Origin of the sequence: Dyadobacter sp. OTU695 (genome assembly GCF_038440355.1) — a bacterium.
Lineage (GTDB): Bacteria > Bacteroidota > Bacteroidia > Cytophagales > Spirosomataceae > Dyadobacter.
Genome location: NZ_JASATN010000018.1, coordinates 32,245 through 55,698, shown reverse-complemented (window position 1 = coordinate 55,698; position 23,454 = coordinate 32,245). Strand labels below are relative to the sequence as shown.

The 23,454-nt window shown below is 46.8% G+C and carries 18 protein-coding genes; 12 read left to right on the top strand and 6 right to left on the bottom strand.

The genetic code is table 11. The annotated features are described in order from the left end of the window. Positions 1 to 13: 13 nt before the first annotated feature. Both AAHB90_RS25810 and AAHB90_RS25805 read left to right on the top strand, forming a co-directional pair. Positions 14 to 2,797 carry a M14 family metallopeptidase gene (locus AAHB90_RS25810; RefSeq protein WP_342088116.1) on the top strand — a complete coding sequence of 928 codons (2,784 nt, stop codon included), beginning with the start codon at positions 14 to 16 and terminating at the stop codon, positions 2,795 to 2,797. After that, on the top strand, positions 2,794 to 5,547 hold the full coding sequence (locus AAHB90_RS25805) for a M14 family metallopeptidase (RefSeq protein WP_342088115.1): 2,754 nt from the start codon (positions 2,794 to 2,796) through the stop codon (positions 5,545 to 5,547). Before AAHB90_RS25810 ends, AAHB90_RS25805 begins: the two co-directional genes overlap by 4 nt. A gap of 178 nt (positions 5,548 to 5,725) precedes the next feature. Here the strand turns inward: AAHB90_RS25805 and AAHB90_RS25800 are convergent, their stop codons facing one another. The 3 genes from AAHB90_RS25800 to AAHB90_RS25790 form a co-directional block, all read right to left on the bottom strand. After that, positions 5,726 to 6,562, bottom strand: a complete 837-nt coding sequence (locus tag AAHB90_RS25800; protein WP_342088114.1) for a helix-turn-helix domain-containing protein — start codon at positions 6,560 to 6,562, stop codon at positions 5,726 to 5,728. Positions 6,563 to 6,765: 203 nt separating this feature from the next. Continuing rightward, on the bottom strand, positions 6,766 to 7,758 hold the full coding sequence (locus AAHB90_RS25795; RefSeq protein WP_342088113.1) for an SDR family NAD(P)-dependent oxidoreductase: 993 nt from the start codon (positions 7,756 to 7,758) through the stop codon (positions 6,766 to 6,768). A 164-nt stretch (positions 7,759 to 7,922) separates the two neighbouring features. Beyond that, complete coding sequence (locus AAHB90_RS25790) at positions 7,923 to 9,182, bottom strand: amidohydrolase family protein (RefSeq protein WP_342088112.1); 1,260 nt, start codon at positions 9,180 to 9,182, stop codon at positions 7,923 to 7,925. Positions 9,183 to 9,192: 10 nt separating this feature from the next. Here AAHB90_RS25790 and AAHB90_RS25785 point away from each other — a divergent pair, with 10 nt between their 5' ends. The 4 genes from AAHB90_RS25785 to AAHB90_RS25770 all read left to right on the top strand — a co-directional run bounded on the left by AAHB90_RS25785 (position 9,193) and on the right by AAHB90_RS25770 (position 12,073). Continuing rightward, positions 9,193 to 10,326: a helix-turn-helix domain-containing protein gene (locus AAHB90_RS25785; RefSeq protein WP_342088111.1), complete on the top strand. Its 1,134-nt coding sequence runs from the start codon at positions 9,193 to 9,195 to the stop codon at positions 10,324 to 10,326. A gap of 201 nt (positions 10,327 to 10,527) precedes the next feature. Beyond that, on the top strand, positions 10,528 to 10,701 hold the full coding sequence (locus tag AAHB90_RS25780) for a hypothetical protein (RefSeq protein WP_342088110.1): 174 nt from the start codon (positions 10,528 to 10,530) through the stop codon (positions 10,699 to 10,701). 8 nt (positions 10,702 to 10,709) lie between these two features. Then, the gene (locus AAHB90_RS25775; protein ID WP_342088109.1) at positions 10,710 to 11,582 is read left to right on the top strand and encodes a helix-turn-helix domain-containing protein; all 873 of its coding nucleotides are present in this window, start codon (positions 10,710 to 10,712) and stop codon (positions 11,580 to 11,582) included. 74 nt (positions 11,583 to 11,656) lie between these two features. Beyond that, complete coding sequence (locus AAHB90_RS25770) at positions 11,657 to 12,073, top strand: ester cyclase (RefSeq protein WP_342088108.1); 417 nt, start codon at positions 11,657 to 11,659, stop codon at positions 12,071 to 12,073. A gap of 96 nt (positions 12,074 to 12,169) precedes the next feature. Here the strand turns inward: AAHB90_RS25770 and AAHB90_RS25765 are convergent, their stop codons facing one another. Both AAHB90_RS25765 and AAHB90_RS25760 read right to left on the bottom strand, forming a co-directional pair. After that, a complete protein-coding gene (locus AAHB90_RS25765) occupies positions 12,170 to 13,087 on the bottom strand; it encodes a helix-turn-helix domain-containing protein (RefSeq protein ID WP_342088107.1) in 918 nt (305 codons plus the stop codon). Between the two features lie 60 nt (positions 13,088 to 13,147). Then, positions 13,148 to 13,948, bottom strand: coding sequence for an SDR family oxidoreductase (locus AAHB90_RS25760; protein WP_342088106.1), 801 nt, complete (start codon positions 13,946 to 13,948; stop codon positions 13,148 to 13,150). Positions 13,949 to 14,514: 566 nt separating this feature from the next. Between AAHB90_RS25760 and AAHB90_RS25755 the strand changes: the two genes are divergently transcribed. From AAHB90_RS25755 to AAHB90_RS25740, 4 genes are all read left to right on the top strand, one after another. Further along, positions 14,515 to 17,055: a tetratricopeptide repeat-containing sensor histidine kinase gene (locus AAHB90_RS25755; protein WP_342088105.1), complete on the top strand. Its 2,541-nt coding sequence runs from the start codon at positions 14,515 to 14,517 to the stop codon at positions 17,053 to 17,055. Positions 17,056 to 17,274: 219 nt separating this feature from the next. Further along, positions 17,275 to 17,829, top strand: a complete 555-nt coding sequence (locus tag AAHB90_RS25750; RefSeq protein WP_342088104.1) for a TetR/AcrR family transcriptional regulator — start codon at positions 17,275 to 17,277, stop codon at positions 17,827 to 17,829. Between the two features lie 24 nt (positions 17,830 to 17,853). Continuing rightward, positions 17,854 to 18,264: a nuclear transport factor 2 family protein gene (locus AAHB90_RS25745; protein ID WP_342088103.1), complete on the top strand. Its 411-nt coding sequence runs from the start codon at positions 17,854 to 17,856 to the stop codon at positions 18,262 to 18,264. 1,641 nt (positions 18,265 to 19,905) lie between these two features. Continuing rightward, complete coding sequence (locus AAHB90_RS25740) at positions 19,906 to 20,709, top strand: recombinase family protein (protein ID WP_342088102.1); 804 nt, start codon at positions 19,906 to 19,908, stop codon at positions 20,707 to 20,709. A 521-nt stretch (positions 20,710 to 21,230) separates the two neighbouring features. On the opposite strand, the gene AAHB90_RS25735 is transcribed toward AAHB90_RS25740, so the two are convergent. Then, positions 21,231 to 21,626: a winged helix-turn-helix transcriptional regulator gene (locus AAHB90_RS25735; protein ID WP_342088101.1), complete on the bottom strand. Its 396-nt coding sequence runs from the start codon at positions 21,624 to 21,626 to the stop codon at positions 21,231 to 21,233. Between the two features lie 102 nt (positions 21,627 to 21,728). Here AAHB90_RS25735 and AAHB90_RS25730 point away from each other — a divergent pair, with 102 nt between their 5' ends. Both AAHB90_RS25730 and AAHB90_RS25725 read left to right on the top strand, forming a co-directional pair. Further along, complete coding sequence (locus tag AAHB90_RS25730) at positions 21,729 to 22,481, top strand: SDR family NAD(P)-dependent oxidoreductase (protein ID WP_342088100.1); 753 nt, start codon at positions 21,729 to 21,731, stop codon at positions 22,479 to 22,481. Between the two features lie 161 nt (positions 22,482 to 22,642). Next, positions 22,643 to 23,452, top strand: a complete 810-nt coding sequence (locus AAHB90_RS25725) for an SDR family NAD(P)-dependent oxidoreductase (protein WP_342088099.1) — start codon at positions 22,643 to 22,645, stop codon at positions 23,450 to 23,452. Positions 23,453 to 23,454 lie beyond the last annotated feature (2 nt).

The following is a 23,454-nucleotide window of genomic DNA, read 5'->3' as shown; positions in this document are numbered from 1 at the left end:
TCAACTGTCGATTATGATACGAAAACATCTTTATCTGCTCTTGTTTATCTTCTCTGTGTCTGTTTCCCCGGCACAGAAAATCCCTACGCCAAAAGAGCATTTTGGCTTTGATATCGGCGACGATTACGCCCTTGCCACTTTTACACAGGCAGAGGCCTATTTTAAAAAAGTCGCGGCAGCCTCGGACCGTGTGAAGTTTGTAGATATCGGCCCGACTGAGGAAGGCCGCCGCCAGCCGATGATGATCGTCACCTCCCCGGAAAATTTGAAAAAAATTGATCGGTATAAAGAGATTTCCCAAAAACTGGCACAGGCCGAAATATCCGGAGAAGAAGCACAGGCCCTGGTTTCGGAAGGAAAGCCGGTAGTGTGGATAGACGGAGGCCTGCACGCCACAGAAACCGTTGGTTCACATCAGCTTATAGAAACACTTTATCAGCTGGCCAGTCGCACGGACCCCGAAACAATGAAGATCCTCGACAATGTAATCGTCCTTCTTTCGCAGGTAAACCCCGACGGCCAGGAGCTCGTGGCAAGCTGGTATATGGGCGAAAAAGATCCCAAAAAACGGAATATGAACATTCCGAGGTTATATCAGAAATACATCGGCCATGACAATAACCGGGACTTTTTCATGATGAATATGAAAGAGACCACTAACACATCCATGCAGCAATACGTGGAATGGCTCCCGCAGATCATTTACAACCACCACCAGACGTCTCCCGCCGGCGCTGTCGTGGCAGGGCCTCCGTACCGCGACCCATTCAACCATGTCCTTGACCCATTGATCATTACCGGCATAGAGGGCGTTGCCGCTTCCATGATCAACCGCTTGCATGTCGAAAACAAACCCGGATATACCCGTCTCGCAGGTTCCGTGTTTTCTACCTGGTGGAACGGTGGGCTGCGTACCACGCCTTATTTTCACAATATCATCGGCATTCTCACGGAAATCACGGGAAACCCTACCCCTGCCACAATTCCGCTGGTTCCCGACAGGCTGATTCCGAACAATGCGAATCCGTTCCCGGTAATGCCGCAAAAATGGCCATACCGACGCTCCATTGAATATTCCGTTTCGTTGAACTATGGAATCCTCAACTACGCCCGGCGCAATGGCGACGAGCTTTTGTACAATATTTACAAAATGGGCCGCAACTCGATCGAGCGCGGCGAAAAGGATACGTGGACGCTTTATCCCAAATATGCCGAGGCCGTAAAGTCCGGTTTCGAGGCTTCGAAAAAAGCCTCACCTCCTGCTCCCCGGCCCGGGCCGGATAGCGCGGCCACCGCTCTGGTTTCAGGAGCGCCGGAATCGAACGCAAACACGATCCCGCAGAAGTTTTTTGATACAGTATATACTAATCCGGTATTGAGGGACCCGAGAGGTTTCATCATCCCGGCAGACCAGGCTGATTTTCCGACAGCCGTCAAATTTATCAACGCATTGATCAAATCGGGCATTCTGGTCCATAAAGCAAGTTCAGCCTTTACAGTGGAAGGCAAAAGTTACCCTGCCGGATCATACGTTGTCAAATCCGCCCAGGCATTTCGTCCGCACGTGCTTGATATGTTTGAGCCGCAAAACCACCCGAACGATTTCGCGTATCCCGGCGGCCCTCCTATTCGTCCGTACGATTCTGCCGGCTGGACTCTGGCGTTCCAGATGGGTATAAAATTCGACCGTGTCCTGAATGGCTTCGACGGGCCTTTCGAACGCATCCCTTATGGACAGATCCAGTTGCCTCCTGCCGTGAGCAGTCCCGCTTCCAAAGGCGGCTATCTGCTAGATCCGCGCGTCAACAACGCATTTATGGCCATCAACGACCTGCTCAAAGGCGGCGTGGACGTGTACCGGATCAAGGATAGCTCAGCAACTGCGCCCGCCGGTTCTTTTTTTGTTTCTGCAAAAGGTAAATCGATCCTGGAAAAAGCGGGAAAAGATTATGGGGTGAAAGGAACACCCATTTCTGCCCGTCCGGTCGGTTCTGTGAAGATTACTCCCGCACGTATCGCATTGTTCGACAATTATGGCGGTTCTATGCCCTCGGGCTGGGTGCGCTGGATGATGGAACAATACAATTTCCCGTTCGAGGTGATCTATCCTCAGGACATCGACAGGGGAGATTTGCAGTCCAGGTATGACGTGGTACTGTTTATCAGCGGCGGCATTCCCGGCTTGTCGGCAGGCGGCGGAGAGGGGTTCCGTGGTGGACGCCAACCGAAACCGGAAGAAGTTGCCGAAGAATTCCGCCCATGGCTGGGCAGCGTGACCACCGCCAAATCGATTCCCGAACTTAGGAAATTCATGGAAGCCGGAGGACAGGTTGTTACCGTCGGCAGCAGCACTGCGCTGGCGTACCATTTATCACTTCCTGTAACCAATGCATTGGTGGAAATCAACGGGAAAGGCGAAATTAAAAACCTCTCGGGCGAGCGGTATTATATTCCCGGCAGCATCTTGAAAGTCGCATTCGACACCAGCGTGCCTGCCAACTGGGGTATGGCCAAAGAAGCCGACGTGGTTTTCAGCAATAGCCCGGTATTCCGTCTCGGACCTGACGCTGCAATGAAAGGCGTGAAGCCGCTCGCCTGGTTTGCCACCGAGAAACCGCTCGTGAGTGGCTGGGCCTGGGGGGAAACCTACCTGAAAAATGGTGTTGTAGCGTTTGAAGCGCAAATTGGGAAAGGTAAACTCTACGCTTTTGGTCCGGAGATCACTTTCCGCGGTCAGGCTCACGGAACATTCAAGCTATTATTCAATGAACTTTATAAAACAAACCTAGCGCAATGAGAAATAACTTTAAACGATTACTTTTTGCATTATTGTTCTTAACCGGCGCAGCCCGGGCCCAGGTACCGACCCCAAAAGAACATTTTGGCTTCAACATCGGGGATGACTATATGCTGGCCAATTTCACCCAGACGGAAGCATATCTGAAAAAACTCGAAAAAGCGACCGATCGAATGAAACTGACCGTGATCGGCAAAACCGAAGAGGGCCGTGATCAGTACATGGCCATCGTATCATCCCCCGAAAATCTCAAAAAGCTCGATCGTTACAAGGAAATTTCGACAAAAATGGCGCGGGCCGAAGGGGTTACCGAGGAACAGGCCCGTGCAATGGCCGCCGAAGGGAAAGCGGTAGTGTGGATAGACGGCGGGCTTCATGCTACCGAGGTAGTGGGCATTCACCAGCTCGTTGAAACATTATACCAGGTGCTCACTCGCAATGATGCAGAAACAAAACGTATTCTTGATAACGTGATTATTCTCTTCACCCATGCCAACCCCGACGGCCAGGAGCTGACTTCCAACTGGTACATGCGGGAACAAGACCCCGCAAAACGGAAAAACGAAGGCTTACCCCGATTGTATCAGAAGTACATCGGCCATGATAACAACCGGGACTTCTACATTCAGAACATGAAGGAAAGTCGGAACATGGGTTATCAGCTTTTTGTAGAATGGATCCCGCAGATTATGTACAACCACCACCAGCGCGGTCCCGCTGGTTCTGTTCTGGCAGGCCCACCTTACCGCGACCCGTTCAACTACGTCTTTGATCCGATGATGGTTACCGGTATCGACGCCGTCGGGGCGGCGATGTACAATCGCCTGAATGCCGAGAACAAACCGGGGTTCACCCGTTTGAACGGTTCCAGTTTTTCGACCTGGTACAATGGTGGCCTGCGCACCACGACGCACTTTCATAACATGATCGGTCTTCTGACGGAGATCATTGGCAGTCCCACCCCTGAGGAAATCCCGCTTGTACCTGAGCGGCTCATCCCGAATAATGCTACGCCTTTTCCTGTAACACCACAGAAGAAGTGGCATTTCAGGCAGTCGATCGATTACTCCGTTTCCCTGAACTTTTCGGTGCTTGATTATGCCGCGCGCAACAGCGACCATTTGCTTTATAATATTTACACCATGGGCAAAAATTCTATCCGGCGAGGAAGCGAAGATTACTGGACCCCGTCACCAAAACGTGTCGAAGAAATCAACAAGGCCTATAAAGCGGATCAGGCCAAATCCAGGAAGCCCGAAGCAAACAACTCATTCAATGCGGCTTATGGAGGCAGTTTCCGCGGCGGAAGCGTTCCCGTAAAATACTATGACTCAATTTTCCAGGCTCCGTCTCGCCGCGATCCGAGGGGATACATTATCCCTTCCGACCAGCCCGATTTCCCGACTGCCGTGAAATACATCAACGCACTGGTCCGCACGGGTATCCAAATCGAAAAAGCGACCGCGGCATTTACCGTAGCAGGCAAGGCGTATCCGGCAGGCTCCTATGTGGTAAAGACCGCTCAGGCGTTCCGCCCGCATATTCTGGACATGTTCGAGCCACAGGATTACCCGAACGATTTTCAATATCCCGGTGGTCCTCCTATCCGACCTTACGATGCAGCGGGCTGGACGTTGGCTTTCCAAATGGGCGTAAAATTCGATCGGATACTGGACGCATTCGATGGCCCGTTCGAAAAGTTGCCTTACGGACAATTGCAGGTACCCATTGGTAAAGTGGCTTCCGGCGGTGCCGGCTATCAGATCAAAGCAGCGGTCAATGATGCGTTCATCGTGGTAAACGACTTGTTGAAAAATGGCGCGGAAGTGTACAGGTTGGCCGATGGCACATTTTATATCCCACAAAGTGCGAAAGCCAAAACCACCATTTCCGCCGCCGCAAAGGAATTTGGAATCGAGATCTCCGCCGTCAGTAAAAAACCGGCAGGTAGTATGCAGAAAGTTGCCCCACTGAAGATTGCACTTTGGGACACATATGGAGGTTCGATGCCATCGGGATGGGTACGCTGGATGCTGGAACAATATCGTTTTCCATTCAGCCTGACCTTCGCAAAAGAGATCGACGCAGGGGAGTTGCGTAAAAAATACGATGTGATCGTATTCGTAACGCGCGCTATTTCCGCGCCGTCCGCACGAGACTCGGCGATGGCCGCCGCGTTCCGTGGCAGAGGTCCGAAAGAAGAAGAAGTTCCGGAAGAGTATCGTCAGACCATGGGTTCAATGACTGCCGCCAAATCGTATCCCGAACTCAAAAAATTCATGGAGGCAGGTGGTAAGATTGTTACCATCGGAAGCAGCACTGCATTAGCTTATCATTTGAAACTACCCGTGCGCGATGCGATGACAGAACTTACCGAAGATGGGGACAGTCAACCACTACCAAACGGAAAATTCTTCATTCCCGGCAGCATACTGAATGTTGCGGTAGATACGACCGCAAAAGCCAATTGGGGAATGCCGGCAAACGCGGACATCTATTTTGACAATAGCCCGGTATTTACACTATCGCCGGAAGCTATCGCGAACGGCAGTATTAAACCGCTTGCATGGTTCCCGACCAACGCTCCGCTTCGCAGCGGATGGGCTTGGGGTCAGGCGTATCTTCAAGGTGGCGTCGCCGCATTTGAGGCAAAAGTTGGACGTGGAATGTTGTACGCATTCGGTCCGGAAATTACTTTCCGTGCGCAATCGCACGGCACTTTCAAATGGCTAATGAATCAGTTGTACTGACGGATGTATATTGATAAACCTGTTTGGACATTTAAAACCTGTCAAAACGAGAAACGAAGCTGTCCGAAAAGGCAGCTTCGTTTCTTATTTGTACAAGGCCTTTCTCTACCTTGAGCGGGGACGGGCTTTTTTTCAAAAATCATATTGCTTATTTCCCATCGCAAATTAATCCCCCTTGTTACATAAATTTCTTTTCGGTTACGGCAGTGGAAATAGCCAATTGGCTGGGTGCGATTCCGAACTGTTTTTTAAAGGCAAAAGAAAAATGCGACAGGTTTTCAAAGCCAACTTCATAGCATACATCCAATGGCTTTTTTCCCTTTTCTGTAAGCTGGTAATGCGCCAGCTCCAGCCGCTTTATTGTCAGCCAACGCTGCGGAGTGGTGGTGAAGGCTTTTTTAAAATCCCGCTTGAAGGTGGTAAGGCTTCTGCCGGTGAGATAACCGAATTTCTCCACGGGCAGGTTGAACATAAAGTTCTTTTCCATATAAGCCACCAGGTCTATTTTACCAGGCTCTTCAAAATTGGCAAGCACATCATCAATGTCCCCGTCGAGTGTTCTGAGGATGCTGATCGCCTCTGTTATTTTTATAGAAGCTATATCCTCCGGTATATCCTTCATATCAAAATAAGGGATGAGTGATGCCAGACAGCTTTCCAATAGAGGGTGATTGCTAAAACTGTAGATTTTGGGCGATTGCAAAGGCTTGCTTCTTACATTCCTGTTGCTATAAAAACTTCTGAGCCTGTCTACCGACAGGTGCATCACTACCGTTTTATGCGGCTGTCCGTCTTTGGGATAGTTAATAATGGTGGCCAGCTGATTTCTTGGGATCAGGAATATATCGCCTTTCTTAAAAAAGTAAGTGGCATCCGCCTGAACGATCTTGGTTTCTCCGGAAAGGAACCATACCAGCATGTGCTGGTCAAACATAAAATCCGACTTGAAAAATTTATCCTCATAACTCGACAGCTTTATGTCATCAGTAATGTACCGTGCTTTGTATTCCATCATTTAGTTTTTTAAGGAAATCAGTAAAGCAAAGATATGGCATTGCACATAGTCTACTTTGTTTAAAAGGCCATATTTTGAAAGAATTGACTGCCCGCCATCTACCAAAAAGTTTGCATCTGTTGAAAAGGGTGCTTCCTCACTCGCCAGGTATTAGACCATACTTGCCACTTCTTCGGCTTTCCCCATGATGTTTAATGGAGATGTTATAGCGTGAATTTTATCCCCGTCATTTGTTCAGTAAGCGCCCACAGCTTTTTTGCACTGGCTTCATCCAGCGAATAAGGGTTTACGCCTTGGGGTTTGGAAATATCGGCAGCCAACGGAGCGATGTCCGCATCTTCGCAATACACACCGCCAATATTGTTTAATAAAGGGGAAGTGGCACACCAAACAGTTGTGGCAGCGCCTTGCGGAATTGTTTTTAGTGCGGCGGCTACTTCGGGTAGCATATTGCCGTTCGCATCCATAAAACCCATTCTCTGAAACAGCTCTAATGGCGCTTCCCTTCCCAATTCCGTCCCGCCAATAGAGCCGGGATGCAGCGAATAAGCCCTCACATTACTGCCGCGGGCACGATTGTCCAGTTCCATTGAAAAAAGATTGACGGCTGTTTTGGATTGGCCGTAGCCCAATAATGTTTCGTATTCCCTGTGCAGGAAATTAGGGTCTTCGAAGTTAAAAGGGGCAAAATGATGCCCATGAGAGGATACATTGATCACCCTGGCACCATTGGCTTTTTTAAGCGCCGGCCATAACCTTGCGATAAGTTGAAACTGTGCCAGGTAATTGGTAGCCAATTGCGACTCGATGCCGCGCTCGTCCCAACGGAGTGGCACCCACATAATCCCGGCGTTGTTGATGAGCAAATGCAGCGGTCTGCCCGATGCCAGAAAACGGTTGGCAAAACCGTCAACGGATGCTGGGTCCATTAAATCCATCGGCATTATTTCCACATTATGAATGCCCCGCAGATTTTTTTCGGCCTTTTCTATATCCCTTGCAGGCACTATGACCGTTGCGCCTGCCGCTGCCAGTACTTTCGTTGTTTCCAGGCCAATGCCTGTATTGCCGCCGGTTACAATGGCAACTTTTCCTGTAAGATCAATGCCCTTGATTACATCGCCGGCCGTTGATTTTGCGTTGAAGCCGGAGCCTGCTGGCTGTTGTAAAGCTCCCTGATAATTGTTCTGTTCCATTTTTTAATTGTTTTGTTGGAACAAAAGTAGCACGACCCAAAAGCAACGACTTTGTTCAAAAGTCCTAAGTTGCTTTGTTTAAAAGTCCGGTTATGCTCCATTGTAGGAATTGATGAGAACCCCGCAGGTACGCCAGGATCACATGATGCTGCACGTCTATCATTTTATCTGCCCGTTGTAAACTCATTACCTTCTTTCCAAACGTGAACCAGTGAAAGTGTATCTGAGATATGCTGCGTAGGATCACCTGCCACCAGGATCAGGTCAGCTCTCTTGCCGACTTCAATCGTGCCTCGGTCCAAAAGGCCGAATCTTCTCGCTGTGACCGAAGTGGCTGCCCTAAGGGCTTCAATGGGTGTAAGACCAGCCTCAACCAACAATTGTAGCTCGTGATGCACGCTTACTCCATGTGCCAAACCACCCAGGTGCGGCACAGGTACAGATACATCCGTACCCACCAGGATATCGACACCGGCCCGGTGCAGATCCAATACGTTTTGAAAGTTATCTTCCATCTTACCTTCGGGGAAGGTGTGGAAGCAGGAGCACATGGTTTTGGCCCATTGTTCGTCAAGCTTGGGAGCAACCCGTTTATCGTGTGCGATATCACAGGCGCTTTTTCCGATTATCGAAGAGTTCAACACCAGACAGGGGGTGACAAAAATGTTGTTGTCCGCTATCGCGTTAACCAGCTCAGGTGTCCAATCAGGCCTGTCGATGAATAAGTGCGCAAGACCGTCAACACCGATCGACACAGCTGTCCTGGCAGCTTCGGCCGTAAGAACGTGAGCTATGGCCAAGAGATTATGCTGGTGCGCTTCGGTGACAGCCGCCTCCATCACCTCTTCTCCGATCATCGGAAGGCCTGGCGCGTTCATCACCGTTCCTTCTTCGATCATCACTTTGAAGTAATCCGCTCCGTTTTCTACCTGCCTCCGCACGAACTGTATTGCCCCAGTAACCGTGGTTACATCGGTCTCGCTCTGGTCCGCATGTTCTTTTTCATGAGCGGCGATGAATGCGGCTTTTTCTTCTTCGCTCATTTTCTCCATCTCTTTCAACACGAAGTCAGGAATGCCTTCACCCTTCGGTATCAACTCATCGGGGTGGCCACCGGGAGCCGTCAGCCCCATACCTGCGGAACGTACATCGGCAATATCAAAGACGTCGGCGAGCTGCGCCTCCCGGCCTTTTTTGGTAAAACCTCCCATCATTTCCAATTCGGTAGTAACGCCAAAAGAAAGCGCGCACCGCAGGCTGTCGACCGACGTATGTGTATGCGCGTCGATCAGGCCTGGTAGCAGCGTACTGCCTTTGCCGTCAATCACTTCCGCACCCATCGGCACCGGACCACCTATACCGGTTATTATGCCATCCGAAAAAGTGACAGTAGTAATTCCCAGTTGTTTGACGCCATCGAACACATTGGCATTTATGACGGCTGTAATTTTGTTTTTCACACGTTCCATTATTATTGTATTTTATACTGAATTACTGATTTGGTTTCAAACTTCTGGCAAAATTGGGTGCATAAACACGATTAAAATATCTACCTTCGAGCATAAAATAGTCCGATCCAACACAATGGTCTTTGAATATGCTGCCGGCTTGGGCAACCGGTCTCTGTTAGACGAGTTCGCCACGTTCTTAGGAAGCCCCTGTGTAAATAGTAGTATTAAGCTCCCGGAAAAACTAGGACACGGTTTGATAAAGGGTTATCGGCTAGGCAATTCGCTGAAGTTGATGACTCACAAGACAATACTGAAAGAAGATCTGGTTCTCAGGCGCATTGCAGACCGGTGGGAAGACCACGATATAGCCCTCACATTTCATTGGTACCTGAAAAGACCAGGAGAAGAAAATGAAGCAGCCGGTCCAAAGGCTTCCTATGAGGCCCCACATGTACAAATTACTTCGGCAAATATTGACTATGAAACAGTCTTTAAAGCAGACTGCGTAAATAGGGCAGTAATTATTGTGCTTCATCCCAAAGAACTCGTCAGTTGGCTTGGTCCAGCCTCTGATGGTCTACATATTCAACATCTTCTGCCTGAAAATGCGACTTATTATTACGATGAAGTATTAACTTCAAAAATGCAGGAAGTAGCAACTGAGCTGATTGACGTAGCCGAGCCAACCGGGATACGCGACCTATTACTCGAAGTAAAGTCGAAGGAGTTAATATATCTGGTACTTTCTTCTTTGTTGAAACGCAAGAACCAAAAAGCATACCCCATAAATGGTTCTGACGTAAAATCTGTCTATTTAGTACGCGATATCATAATAGCAGACCTGGCTGTCAGACCCAACCTGAGCGAACTCGCGACATTGGCAAACATGAGTGGAACAAAGTTGAGCCGGCTATTTAGACAAATCTTTGGCTATTCTATTTACGATTATTACTTGTGTATGAAGGTTAAGCAAGCCGCTGACTTGATTAGACAAAAGAAATTTTCTGTATCCGAAGCAGGGTATAGCGTGGGCTTTACTAATCTTAGCCACTTCTCTAGAATATTTGAACGTTACCTGGGAATGAAACCCAAAAAGTATTCCATGACATCTGGATAACAATTACAAAAGGAGATATCGACAAGTGTAGGCTTACCCGAAATTGTAGGCTAAACGCAGTTCGATGAACGAGGAGGCCCGCGGCCAATCACTGGATGCTACAAAATGACGGCGATTTGCATGGCAGATATATTGAGGTTATCGTAGGAAAGATGCTAGTGTGGCCTTTATTTGCCGAATGGAAACCCGGCGCCCGGACCGATGTTCGATTATAAGATGGCGTGCTTTAAGCGGTTGAAGAAACATGTGAAATACTTACTGTCGGAGGAAGTGCCCGTTCTGCTGGCGGGCGTGGATACACATATTCGCGGCTGGGAAAAATCCAGCGATCATGCACCGGCAAGGATTATCTTAGCACATGAAGATGAAACATAACCTTGGAAATGAATACTTACTATTTGCCTGATGACCTTTTAGGTAATTCTGCGCCGCGGCCGGACGAGGTTGTCATTCGGTATTACAATTCGGATCAGGATTCAGTAAAAAACAGGATCGTGTTGAATCAAAACATGATCAATCTGCTCGTCAGTGGAAAGAAAACGATCATTTATCCCGATGCCACTGCCGTAGTTAATGCGGGCGAGCTTGTCGTGCTGTCAACCGGTAACGTCCTTACTTCTGAGCTGCTGGCTGGTACGGATCAGTTTACAAGCATCCTGTTTTATTTTAGCAATGAGGTGTTCAGCCGGTTCCTGATCAAGTATGAGCATTTACTCAAACAAAACACGCCGAAGGCCCACAAGCAGCCATTTCTGATTTTCAGGCAAAACAGTTTCATTAAGCACTTTATCGCCTCATTACAAACAATGCTCGGCAGTGGCGGGACGTTACCGGCAGAAATCCGATTGCTTCGAATTGAAGAACTGTTACTTTACCTCTTCCAGTCCGATCCGGAAAGGTTTCACGCGATCGAAATCCTGACCCGAGACAAGCAACAATTGCAAATTAAGAAAGTTGTCGAAAGCCAGATCGGTCAGCCGACGACTGTGGACGACCTGGCGTTTTTATGCCACATGAGTACGTCCACCTTCAAGAGGAAATTCAGCAAGATTTACAATACATCCCCACAGAAATGGCTACTCTCTCGCAGACTCGAATTGGCGGCAGATCTGCTTAAATCATTCGATGAAAGTCCCTCCGGTATTTATATGAAGGTGGGCTATCAGAACCATTCGAGTTTTTCAGAAGCATTCCGAAACTACTTCGGAAGCACGCCAAGCGATTTCCAGCAAAAGCATTTGAACGTTACACCGTAGCTCTTGACCGTCTATCCCTAACTCCACAGCCGAGCTTGCAGGTACTTTTGAGTCATTAAATAAACATAGCAGTTATGGAAACAATGACCGAAATGAACAAAGCAGTGGTACGCCGCTTCAACCAGGAAGTAATTGGCGAGGGTAATCTCGAAAGTTTTAAGGAGCTAATGCACGAGCAGTTTGTGAACCGCTCTGCACCCGACGGCATGAGCAATGGTGCAGATGGAATGCTCTACTTCTTTAATGAAATTCTCCGTCCCGCGATGCCCGACGTTCATGTTACAATCCACCAGCAGGTTGCCCAGGGAGATTTAGTTACCACACGCAAAACGATCAGCGGTACGCACACCGGCACATTGCTGGGCATTCCGGCAACCGGACGGGTAGTTAACATCGATGTGATTGATATCGTCAGGGTAAAGGATGGCAAGTATTTTGAACATTGGGGAATCACTTCGCTGCCGGAAGTATTGTCGCAATTACAAAATTAGCGCGCTTGCAACAACAGCGTATCGGCTGAATAAGAGTCCCGCGCCATGCTGGTTTAGCAAGGTGCGGGACTTTTGTATGCGACAACTCTTAGTGCCTCAGTTAAAGCTCGCCCTGAATTCCACGGGGGAAAAGTTTGTCTTTGATTTAAATAACTTACTAAAAGACTGCGGATGCTCAAAACCGAGCTGGTAGGCGATTTCCCCTACCGTCAGATCACTGAACGTCAACACTTCCTTTGCTTTTTCGATAAGCTTATTGTGAATGTGCTGCTGCGTATTCTGGCCGGTCAATGCGCGGAGCATGTCGCCCAGGTAGCGGGGCGAAACGTGTAATTCGTCCGAAAGATACTGGACGCTCGGCAGCCCTTTGAGCAGGGCGGTTTCGTCGTTGAAATAATTATTCAGTAATTGGTCAAGTTTTTCCAGCAATGCATTGTTGATCGTCTTGCGGGTAATAAACTGGCGTTTGTAAAACCGCTGACTGTAATTCAGCATCAGTTCCAACTGCGAAATCAGCACATCCTGGCTCAGGTCGTCGATCGCCGTTTCGAGCTCGTCGCCGATGTTGCCGGCAATGCCCTCGATGATCACCTTTTCCTTGTCCGACAAATGCAGCGACTCGGTCACCGAGTAGGAAAAAAAGCCATAATGCTTGATTTTGGCGTCCAGTGAATAGTTTCGCAGAAAATCAGGGTGGATCAGCAATGTAAATCCGCGGGTCGATTCGGCCACTTGAATGCCCGTCAGCGGCTGGCCTGGCGATGAAAAAAACATTCCGCCTACCTGAAAATCGTAGGTCGTTTGCCCATATCGCATCCGGCAGCCCGCCGATTCATTGTAGGTGATATTATAAAAATCCATGGCGAAGGTGTCGGCCAGCATTTCGGCGGTAATCCGTACCTTATCGAAATCGAGCAGGCTGATCAGCGGGTGCAAAGGTTGCGGCAGGCCAAATGCACGCTGCATTTCGGCAATGGAGCGGTACACGCGCGGTTTGAGATGTTCCCTTTTCATAATCACATAATGGGCTGCCGGCGCAAATCGTTCCGGCCTGCACCGGCAGCCTTTTTGATTTTAAACAGCGGCTAACAATTGTTTGATCCCGTCCCGAAAAGCCTCGTCGCCCTTGGCCAGGCGCTGCGCGTACCATTCTTTGGCATCGTCGCCACAGACGTATCTTAATGTGTTGGTACCATCGGTAGCAGCGCCGTACACCACTTCGGCGATTTGTTCGGAAGTCGTCGCGGCTTTTTCGGGCACCAACATCGCCGTGAATTTGTTCATCAATGCTTCATAAGCCGGGTGTGTGGCAAACACCGACTTCGCACCGATTTCCGTCGCCACCAATCCGGGTTCAATGGTTTTAATCCCAATTCCAAATTCATTCAGCTCATAAGACAAGCTTTCCGCCCAGCCCTCCAGCGCAAATTTACTGGCATCGTACATCGAGCTTACCGGGAAAGCCATCAGCCCTGCCGAGGAGCCGGTCGTGATAAAAAGTCCCGCTTTCCGCTCGCGGAAGTGGGGAATAAAGGCCTGCGTCACCCGCACGACACCGAAAAAATTGGTTTCCATTTGCTGTACCAGCTGCTCGTCGGTCATCGCTTCCAATGCGCCGAACAATCCGTAACCCGCATTGTTAAATACCACGTCAACATCGCCCAAAGCCAGCGCCTGCTGTGTGGTTTCGCCGATTTGAGATGGGTTCGTAACGTCGAGCGGCAGCACGGTTACATTAGCTAACGCATGGAATTCTGTCTCATTTTCAGGCTTGCGCATGGTCGCGATCACCTTCCAGCCCTTGGCAGCAAATAATTTGGCCGTAGCCCTTCCGATACCTGTTGAAGCGCCGGTAATAAAAATCGTCTTTGTCATTTGTCTAACTTGTTATTTTCGTAAGACAAATTTCTGCGACGCGCGGCTTGCGCTTGGAGCGGATGTGGAAAATGTTGTAGCCGAAATGGTCTTGCTGAGCACGGCCAAAGTTCAGCTCAGCGATTTTACCGCTAAATGCGACCAATCATTTGACGAGATCACCAAGCGATAAAATGATGTTACGCCCATTAAACAACTAATTATTAATTAGTTAAACACATATCAAATACGACTCTAATACGATATATCGCCATTTCTTGAGAGCAGAGAAAATTTGCTTCTGATCTGTTTGAGCGACTATGAAAAGATTGTAAATTAGGATAATGAACTGCTGCGGTGTAATTGCAAGTCACCTCTTAGCCATTGTCAGTTATGATATCAAGCCTTTCCCGACGTCGAATCGAGAGCTCCGTAAGATTGTTATTATCTGCTATTTTTTTAACGTTGTTTAATGTCGCTGCTGCCCAGCCGACAATTTGACTACAAATTGGTCATGGGAAGAAACCAGGAGGAGCCCGTGAAAGTCGAACTTTAGATCAAAAATATTCAGCATAACGCATCGGCATATGACGCTCAAAGCAACACTGCTATTCGGCATTTTTCTCCTCCTGATCAAAGGGGTTGCCGCCCAGCCAACACCTGCCAAGGTTGGAGCCCGACGGGACCCGGTTTATCATCTTGCTTCCTATCTGGACCAGCTAAAAAAAGCAAAGGAGGATACGTCAAAAGTCGATTTGCTTTTGGGAGCCAGCGCTATATATCATAGGAACGAATCAAAAGGCTCTATCGACAGCGCACTGTTATTTGCTCATTCGGCGATCGCCCTCAGTAAATCACTGAAATATGCGAACGGATATAACAATGCAACTTATTTGGCTTTCGTGTCTTACTTTAAAAAGAAAGACTTCGCCGCTGCTCAACGGATGCTTAATGATGTATATGGAGAAATGAAAGTCTGTCTGCTTGCGGCGTTTGGTGAGTGTTATCTCGATAACAGAGACGCCAAGCCGGAAGAGTTGCGCAAGGCATATCCATACTTGCAAATGGCAAGCCGTTTAAGCACGCAACTCAAATCAAGGCAATGGATGAATGAAGTTTCCATTGCCGAGGGTAAATATCATTTTCGATTGGGTGAAATGACCCTGGGCAAGAATTGCTTTTACCGCGTTATCCAATACTATCAGCAAATTGGCGACAAAGCTGGTTTGGCACATTGGTGGGATGAATTAGGCCGAAATTTACCTGACTCAGATAGCACTTACGCATTAGAAATTTACAGTTACAATCAGGCAACCAAACTTTACAAAGAGATTGGAGACTACAAAACAGCGGGAGATTGCGAGTCAAATATCGCATACGTCCATTCTCACCATAACAGATTTGACCTGACTGAAAAGTTTTACCTCGCTGCCTTGGAAACCTTTAAGTCTGCTCATATTACCAAAAGATTGCCCGGGGCATATCGTAAACTTTCTAAATTTTACCAGAAGCAGGGTGATCTGGATAAGGCGTTGCAATATGCTTTGCTGGATCTAAAAGCCTCAAAAACGATGGGAGACAGTACTCAGATTGATTTCACTTATGCGGCAATTGGAAGTTTGTATTATAGCCTGGGCGACCTTCCTTCCAGCATCAGGTATTTTAAATTGTCGTTATCAAAAATGTATGTAAATGACGCTGAAATTTACACGACGCTAAAATCCTTGACTAATGCTCAAATCAGCGTTGGAAATGCAAAAGAGGCACTTCATTTTCTCCAATCCTTTCTGAAAAACAAGCATTCCCCGAAGATGGCACAAAGCAGGCAGCTGGTGGCAGCGATGTTTGGAGATTGCTTTGCCGCGTTAAAGGATTTCAAGTTGGCTGAAAGGTACTACCTTGAAATGATTCGGCTAAACAATGACGTCGAATATTCCGAAAAGTATACCACAAGAAAAACTTGGACAATTGCAGGTGCCGAAGCCTATTTAACGATCGGGAGATTCTATACTGAAAGAGGAAAATTTGGACAGGCAGATCGTTATCTCAAAAACGGGCTGGCTTCAAGACGACTAAGTCCGGCATTTGAAATTGAGAGTAGACTGCTCCTTTTTAAAGTGGATTCTGCTGCTGGTAATTACCTTTCATCTATCAGTAATTACCAACGCTATGTATCTCTTAGGGACTCAATCGCAAAAAATACCAAGGATAAGGAGTTCTCCATTTTAAAGGCCAATTTCAATGCTGCCCAAAAAGAAAAGGATTTCAAAATCTTGCAAAAGGAGGCGACGCTGCAAAAGCAGAAACTGGAGTTATCGGCTCGAACAGCAAAATTCGCTTATGCCGGACTTGTCGCCCTGTTTTGTCTGCTTGGTCTGTTATACAACCGGTACCGGCTCAAGCAAAACAAAAACCTTCAACTGGAAGAACAGCAGAAAACAATCAACATTAAAAATTCTTCCCTTATCCGGTTGGTCAATGAAAAGGAATGGCTGCTCAAAGAAGTGCATCATCGCGTTAAAAATAACTTGCAGATCGTCATCAGCCTTTTGAATTCCCAATCCGCATACCTTAAGGAAGACGTGGCCGTCAATGCTATATTAGAAAGCCGTCACCGGATCCAGGCGATGTCCATGCTGCACCAAAGAATTTATCAATCCCAAAATATGAGCGGCATTGCTATGCCCAGTTATATTCATGAGCTGGTGTACTACCTCGAAAACAGCTTTCATTTAGGTAAGCGCATTATTTTCAATGTCAGCGTTGAGGATATCGAACTGGACCTTGTTCAGGCGGTACCAGTGGGTTTGATCTTAAATGAAGCCATTACAAATTCACTTAAATATGCTTTCCCCAATCAGCGGGAAGGAGAAATTAAGGTCAGTTTAACAAAAGTCCATGAAGGAAACCTGCTGCTCTCCATTGCGGATGACGGAATTGGGCTCCCTCAGGATTTTAGTATTGACGAAATCAAGTCTTTTGGCCTGAAACTGATCAAGGGCCTTACCGAAGACCTGGAAGGAGATTTTACCATCAGGGGATTCCCTGGAACAACGCTGCTGATCGAATTTGACTACAAATCGGTCATGGGGCCGCACCAGGAAGCGTTGCAGGAAATAGCCATTTAGGTTTGCATTATCCGGAAACAAAGCTTCAGTGGATCCCCAGTTTTTCATTTTTGAAACCAGTGTCGCGGCAGGCAGGTTCAGGATCTCTGCCGCTCCGCCTTTGCCGGAAACCTTCCCATTGCTTTTGGTAAGCTCCCTGATATTGTAAGTACCCCAAAATTCCTGCAATGCGATCGTAGAAAAAAAATAATAGACAGACTTGTATGTCTACAACTAGCTATGTACCTTTGTATCGCAACAACAACGATCATGAACTCACCAAAAGAAAGAATACTTGACACAGCCTCGAACTTGTTTCACCGGCAGGGCTACAATAGCACAGGCATTAATCAGATCATTAGTGAAGCCGCAGTGGCCAAAGCAAGTTTTTATCATCACTTTAAGTCGAAGGATGATCTTTGTCTTGCGTTCCTGAATGCGAGACATGAATATTGGTTTTCAGAGTTGAACACGTTTTGTTCAAAATCAACAGGAACTAAGCAACGCCTGTTAGCTGCATTTAACTTCATAATATACATGAATGAAAAGGAAGATTTCAGGGGATGCAGTTTCCTGAATATTTTATCAGAAATATCAAAAGATCAGGCTTCAATACTTTCTCTTATACAATCACACAAAAACGACCTAAGAAAATTTTTCAAAAACGAGGATGTAAGCGAGTCGATATCCGACCACATATATCTATTATTTGAGAGTTCAATCATTGAAAGTCAACTATTTAGATCAAATGAGTTGGTCCATAAATCAAGAGAAATTGTAGAAAGTTTAATATAGTTTTCACTTAAATTGTTAAAAAAAATGGAACAGAAATTCCCTTTGCCCCCATTCACATTAGAAACTGCGCTACAAAAGATCCAATTGGCAGAAGATGCCTGGAACAGCCAAAACCCGGAAAAAGTCTCAATGGCTTACACCGTCGACAGCGAGTGGCGGAATAGAAATGTATTTGTTAATGGCCGGGACGAAATTGTAAAATTTTTGACTAAAAAATGGGAGAAAGAGCTAGACTATAAACTTAAAAAAGAGTATTGGGCGCATACTGACGACAGAATTGCTGTGAGGTTTGAGTATGAGTATAGGAACAAAGATGGCAAATGGTTCAGAGCGTACGGTAATGAAAATTGGGAGTTTGATGAAAATGGACTCATGGCAAAACGATATGCGAGTATCAATGATCTCGAAATCAACGAGGCAGACAGGCATGTATAATCTCTTTAGAGACTTCCATTATATTCAGGAGAACTTACACGGTCAATATCAGTAAATGCTAAAACGGTCAGTCCGGTTATAAACCAGGCTTATAGTGTTACCGAGCATCAGATATCTAACTTATCGAATCCCTTTTGCAAGCGTTAAAATACAATTGGCAGTAGATTTCAGCCGAATCCCTCAGTGCTCTGTAGTCCGGATTATTGAAGGATATTCGGCTGAAAACGGAGATCACAGTACCAATCCAGATCAATATCTCATAGAAGAAAGTAAGTTTGGTACTTAAAATGAACTAAAATACATCTCCAAACAGTACACGGGAATGTTTTGGCAGAGTCTTCAATTTACACTTTAGCGATGGTATTCATGTACCAGAGAACAAGCTTAATAAATCGAACCGGCGGGCGTCTTACCGCTTTACGGACGATGCTCCGGTGCCAGGCATCAACTACTAACTAAACAGGATAAAGACATCCTCCGGGAACACATGCTTAATGTGTAGAACGATTATTTGACGGGTGCTTTGACAGCGATGCACTGTAAAAATTCGATCAAGCACTTTCCAAATATTTATAGAAAGAATTTTACAATTATCCAACTATTCAATTTAGTCGTCAGTTATATGTCGAATAGTTGTAAGTTTTAAAACGCAGTAAAAAGCGCTGTACCCATCAATCATCTCCTTGAAAAAATGGAAAACACCAACAGACCAAAACCAATAATGGCCGTCACTATGCTGGCAAAGACAAGTCTCTCGTTGATTATTATGTTGCCAAAGTCCTGCACGAATGCAAAAACCAATATTACAGGGGCCACAAAAATTATGACGAGCGAAATTAATATTCTGTCTGTTTTACTGATTTTTGGCATATCGTTCCCCTGATTAGTTAATTAGCAATTGAATGGTAACAATGCCAGCATACGCTGCGCCAAGCTAGTAAATGTCCCCTTTGGGAGTTATTCAAAGCCATTCCAGGCGCTATTTTCCTTGTTTTCATCCAAATAGCCATCAACACTTGCCTAAGAAGGTAAAAGCAATTATGCATCGATTTAACCTCCGTTGTTTTCGGCCCACATCGAGCTGCACAAGCGCTTCCGGCAACTTGAACCAGTTCCTTTTTATTATTGAAAACCAACATCTTATACTTTAAAAAGACCAGTATATGGAGCTCCGTTCGACGAGATCCAATTCCATGAGTCTGAATCCGCTGACTTGAAATTAAACGATTGTCTTTGAAACAGAATTGTGTCTTCTTTTACGTTCATCACTGTAAATGTATGCACTTCAACCACATGTCCGTTAAAAATGCGGGGAAGCTTACACAATTGCGTCGTATGGAAGTAAGATGCTACATGGACGATGCGCTTGCTTTCCGAAACGCTGTCCGCCATATGTTTGAATAAATCTGAAAGTTTAACGTTAGGATCAGCGGTGGCATAGAAGGGTTTACCATTATAAATCTCGAAAGCTTTGTTTCGGGTTTTCCATCTACCACATTGACCCATTCGAAAATCGAAAGGGTATTTGATCCCCCTCTTCTCAGGTCTATATTATGGCTGTGAGAAAAGAACGAAGGGGATGGGAAAACAAAGCGAACTGAACAATGAGCAGATATTGCGTGTCGTCAAACACCTAAAGGCATGAGGCGTGCCAAAAAAGAAGGAAGGTGGATGGCAACAGCATCAATGGGTTACCGAAACGTGACAACCTCCGCTGGCCGTAAAACGATAATCCCTGATGAAAGCAAAGCATCTATTCTTAAGTGGGTCTTCGAAGAATTAGCTATTGATAGATCTAACTCCGAACAAGTTTGGAAAATGGCAGTCAAACGAGGCCTAAAGTGTAGCAAAAACAATTTCTGGCTGGCGATAAGAAATCCGGTGTATTGTGGCAAAATATTAATACCACAGTTTGAAGACGAGAAGGCCTACTGTGTCCGAGGGCTCCACGAACCTATCATAACCTCAACAATCTTCGATAGAGTGCAGGACGTACTCGATGGAAGGAAAAGGAATCCTTTTAACAGACCCAAAATCGTTTCAAGAGAGGAGTTGCCGCTGCGAGGATTTCTTATTTGTCCGGAATGTAATCGCAAGCTTTCCGGCAGCGCTTCCAAGGGAAAGAAGTATTACTATCACTATTACCACTGCAAAGCGCCATGTGGCGTGCGATATAAAGCTGAGGAAGTAAACGAAAAATTTAAAGTGCAGCTCAGAAAGTTGATTCCTCGCCCAGGGAGAATGAAAATCTATGAAAACCTGGTCCTGGCAAGGTTCAAGGAAGAGGCTCAAAGAAGAAACAAAGATCGGCGCGATCTACTTCAAGAGCTGGATAAGATTAACGAGCGAATGCAAAGTGCCCGCATTAAAATGGTTGATGGCGTTTTGAGCACGGAAGATTTTCAACAGGTAAAAGAAATTTGCACTAAGCAAGCTTCCGATTAGAAAAAGGCTTAACAATTTCTCTTCTGGCCAAGAGGAAGTTACGAACTTATTGAAGAAAACCCTTACGGGGCTCGAACACCTTACAGCCATTTATGAATCAGGCACTTTGGAGGAAAAAAGACAACTGGTGGGTTCGATCTTTCCCGAAAATTTGGTGTTTGACGGAATCGAAGTTCGAACACCTCGAATAAACGAAGGCATCGATCTTATATATCAGATTTCCAACAAATTACAGAACAAAAAAACGGGACAAATCCCTTTAAATTGGACTTGTCCCGTGAGGTGCGCCCGAAGATACAAAAGTCGAACCATTTGCTGGAAGATTTGAGGAAATTGGCTGCGTTGTTTGAAACGCGTTAACAGACCCGGTAGGCAATCTTCTATTACTTTTAGCGATCACTCACTGCGGACCAAGATAAATTATGCACTGCCATAAACAGTGCCAACGCTGGTTATGGACAGCATCACAATGGCCGATGATGTTATCGAGCGGCTACCTGTTAATAATTGTTATGATAGGTTCAAGCTAAGTTCTGGCTATTACTAACTTCTCCGTTGAATGTTGCTTTTACTTTTACCCTGTGATGTTGCCCCCAGTTAGCCATTTCCCACAGGATAGGCCTCAAGGTCTCACCATAAGCGGTAAGCGCGTACTCCACCGTAACCGGTTTGGTAGGCTGCACCGTGCGGCTGATTAAACCGTTGATTTCCAGTTCACGCAACTCTTTGGACAGCATTTTGGAGCCAATCCCTTTTACTTCCCGCATTAAGTCCATGAACCGTTTGTCGCCGAAGGCAAGGCACCCAATGATTGTGATTTTCCATTTGCCGCTTAAAATATCCATCGTGTCATGGATAGCCCTGAGCTGACTTGGACAGTGCAGGGGCTTTTGATCAATAAAAACTTTCTTTTTCATCTGTCTTGGCGCAACTTAGTTTCTCTAGGGAAACTACTTTCTAAAGGGAAACTCATTCCCAGGGTAAAGTTCGTTCATTTAGCTTTGTCAAAAAAAGATATCATGAAAATAGATTTGACACAGAAGATTGCCATCGTTACCGGCAGCTCAAAGGGTATTGGTGCTGCCATCGCTAAGGAACTTGCCGCCTGTGGCGCGATTGTCATTGTTACCTATCATTCGGCGGCAAGTGATGCGGAAGGCGTGGTTACCGGCATTCGGGAGACAGGCGGACAGGCCATTGCCCTTCAGGCCGATATGGCCCGGCATACCGATATTATTGATTTGTTCACACACGTGAAGGAGCGGTTTGGCAAGCTGGATGTTCTGGTGAATAACGCTGGCATCGCCCGGTTCGGCCCTATCGAAGCCGTTACGGAGGAGGATTTCCTGGACCAGTACCGGGTCAATGTATTAGGTCCCATGCTGACGATCCGGGAGTCTTTGAAGTATTTTCCCCCAACAGGAGGTAGCATTGTCAATATCAGTTCAGTAGGCGGACAGAACCCCGGGCCATACACGAGTATTTATACGTCATCGAAGGCGGCCCTGAACGCGTTAACCGTTTCTTTATCAAGAGAACTGGTGAACCGGCACATCCGGGTCAACACGGTGGCACCGGGCCCGACTGATACCGAAGGGTCAAAGGCGCTGGGCCTGGCGGGTAGCGCCATCGAAAAGGGCATGATTGCAGCCATACCGATGGGTAGATTCGGCCAACCAAATGAAATAGCCCCGGCAGTCGCTTTCCTGGCTTCGGACAATGCGGGCTGGATCACTGGTCAAAAATTAGTTGTTTCAGGAGGAATGCGCTAAGACGGATGCTAATCTAGCAGGTATTTACATCGCGTTGTTTGCCGGCATCTTGAATCCTGATAGGCACATTAGCTCGTTGGAAAAACGAACACGCCAATCCGCCTTTTGAACACTTCTATGTCTGGGTAAGTCACCATCTTTGTTCCCTAAACAATGAAAAAATGAATGTATCATTGATAACGGGAGCCACGAGTGGAATTGGAGAATCACTGGCACGAGGCTTAGCCGAACGAAAACACAACCTGCTGCTGGTGGCCCGTAACGAACAGAAATTGCAGCAACTATGCAGGCACTTGTCCGGTAAAAACGGAATCGTTGCACAGTACATTGCCGCTGATCTCAGCCAGCCCGGCGCAGCCGAACAAGTTTTTGAAGAAAGCCTTAAAAGGCGGCTGGTGGTCAATTTACTGGTGAATAATGCGGCGATCGGATCGAGTGGAGAGTTTGCAAAGAACGATTTGCACGGGGACCTGAAAATGCTCCAACTCAACAATGACTCGTTAGTCACGCTATGCAGGCTCTTTCTGCCCGAAATGATCGGTCGTAGAAATGGAAGCATTGTGAATGTGGGCTCGCTGGCTTCGTTCTTTCCCAGCCCGTACATGGCTGTGTATGCCGCGTCAAAGATGTTTGTCCGGTCATTTACACAGTCATTGACCGAAGAATACAAACCGTATGGCGTCCACGTAATGTTGTTTTGCCCCGGCCTGACCACCACCAATTTTATGAGTACTACGGCCAACGACAACGATTGGGGGAAAATACTTGTTAAAGGGGCTTACACGCAAACGTCAGATCAGGTGGCCCTGGAAATGATTCAGGCGCTGGATAGGAAGAAAACAATTCATATTTCCGGAAAAAGAAATGCACTGCTCGTGAAAATGGGCTCGCTCTTTTCCTATGCCATGATCACAAAAATATTCGCTGAGCGCAAACGCAAACAAATGGGATTCGCAGTTTCCAATCAATAAGT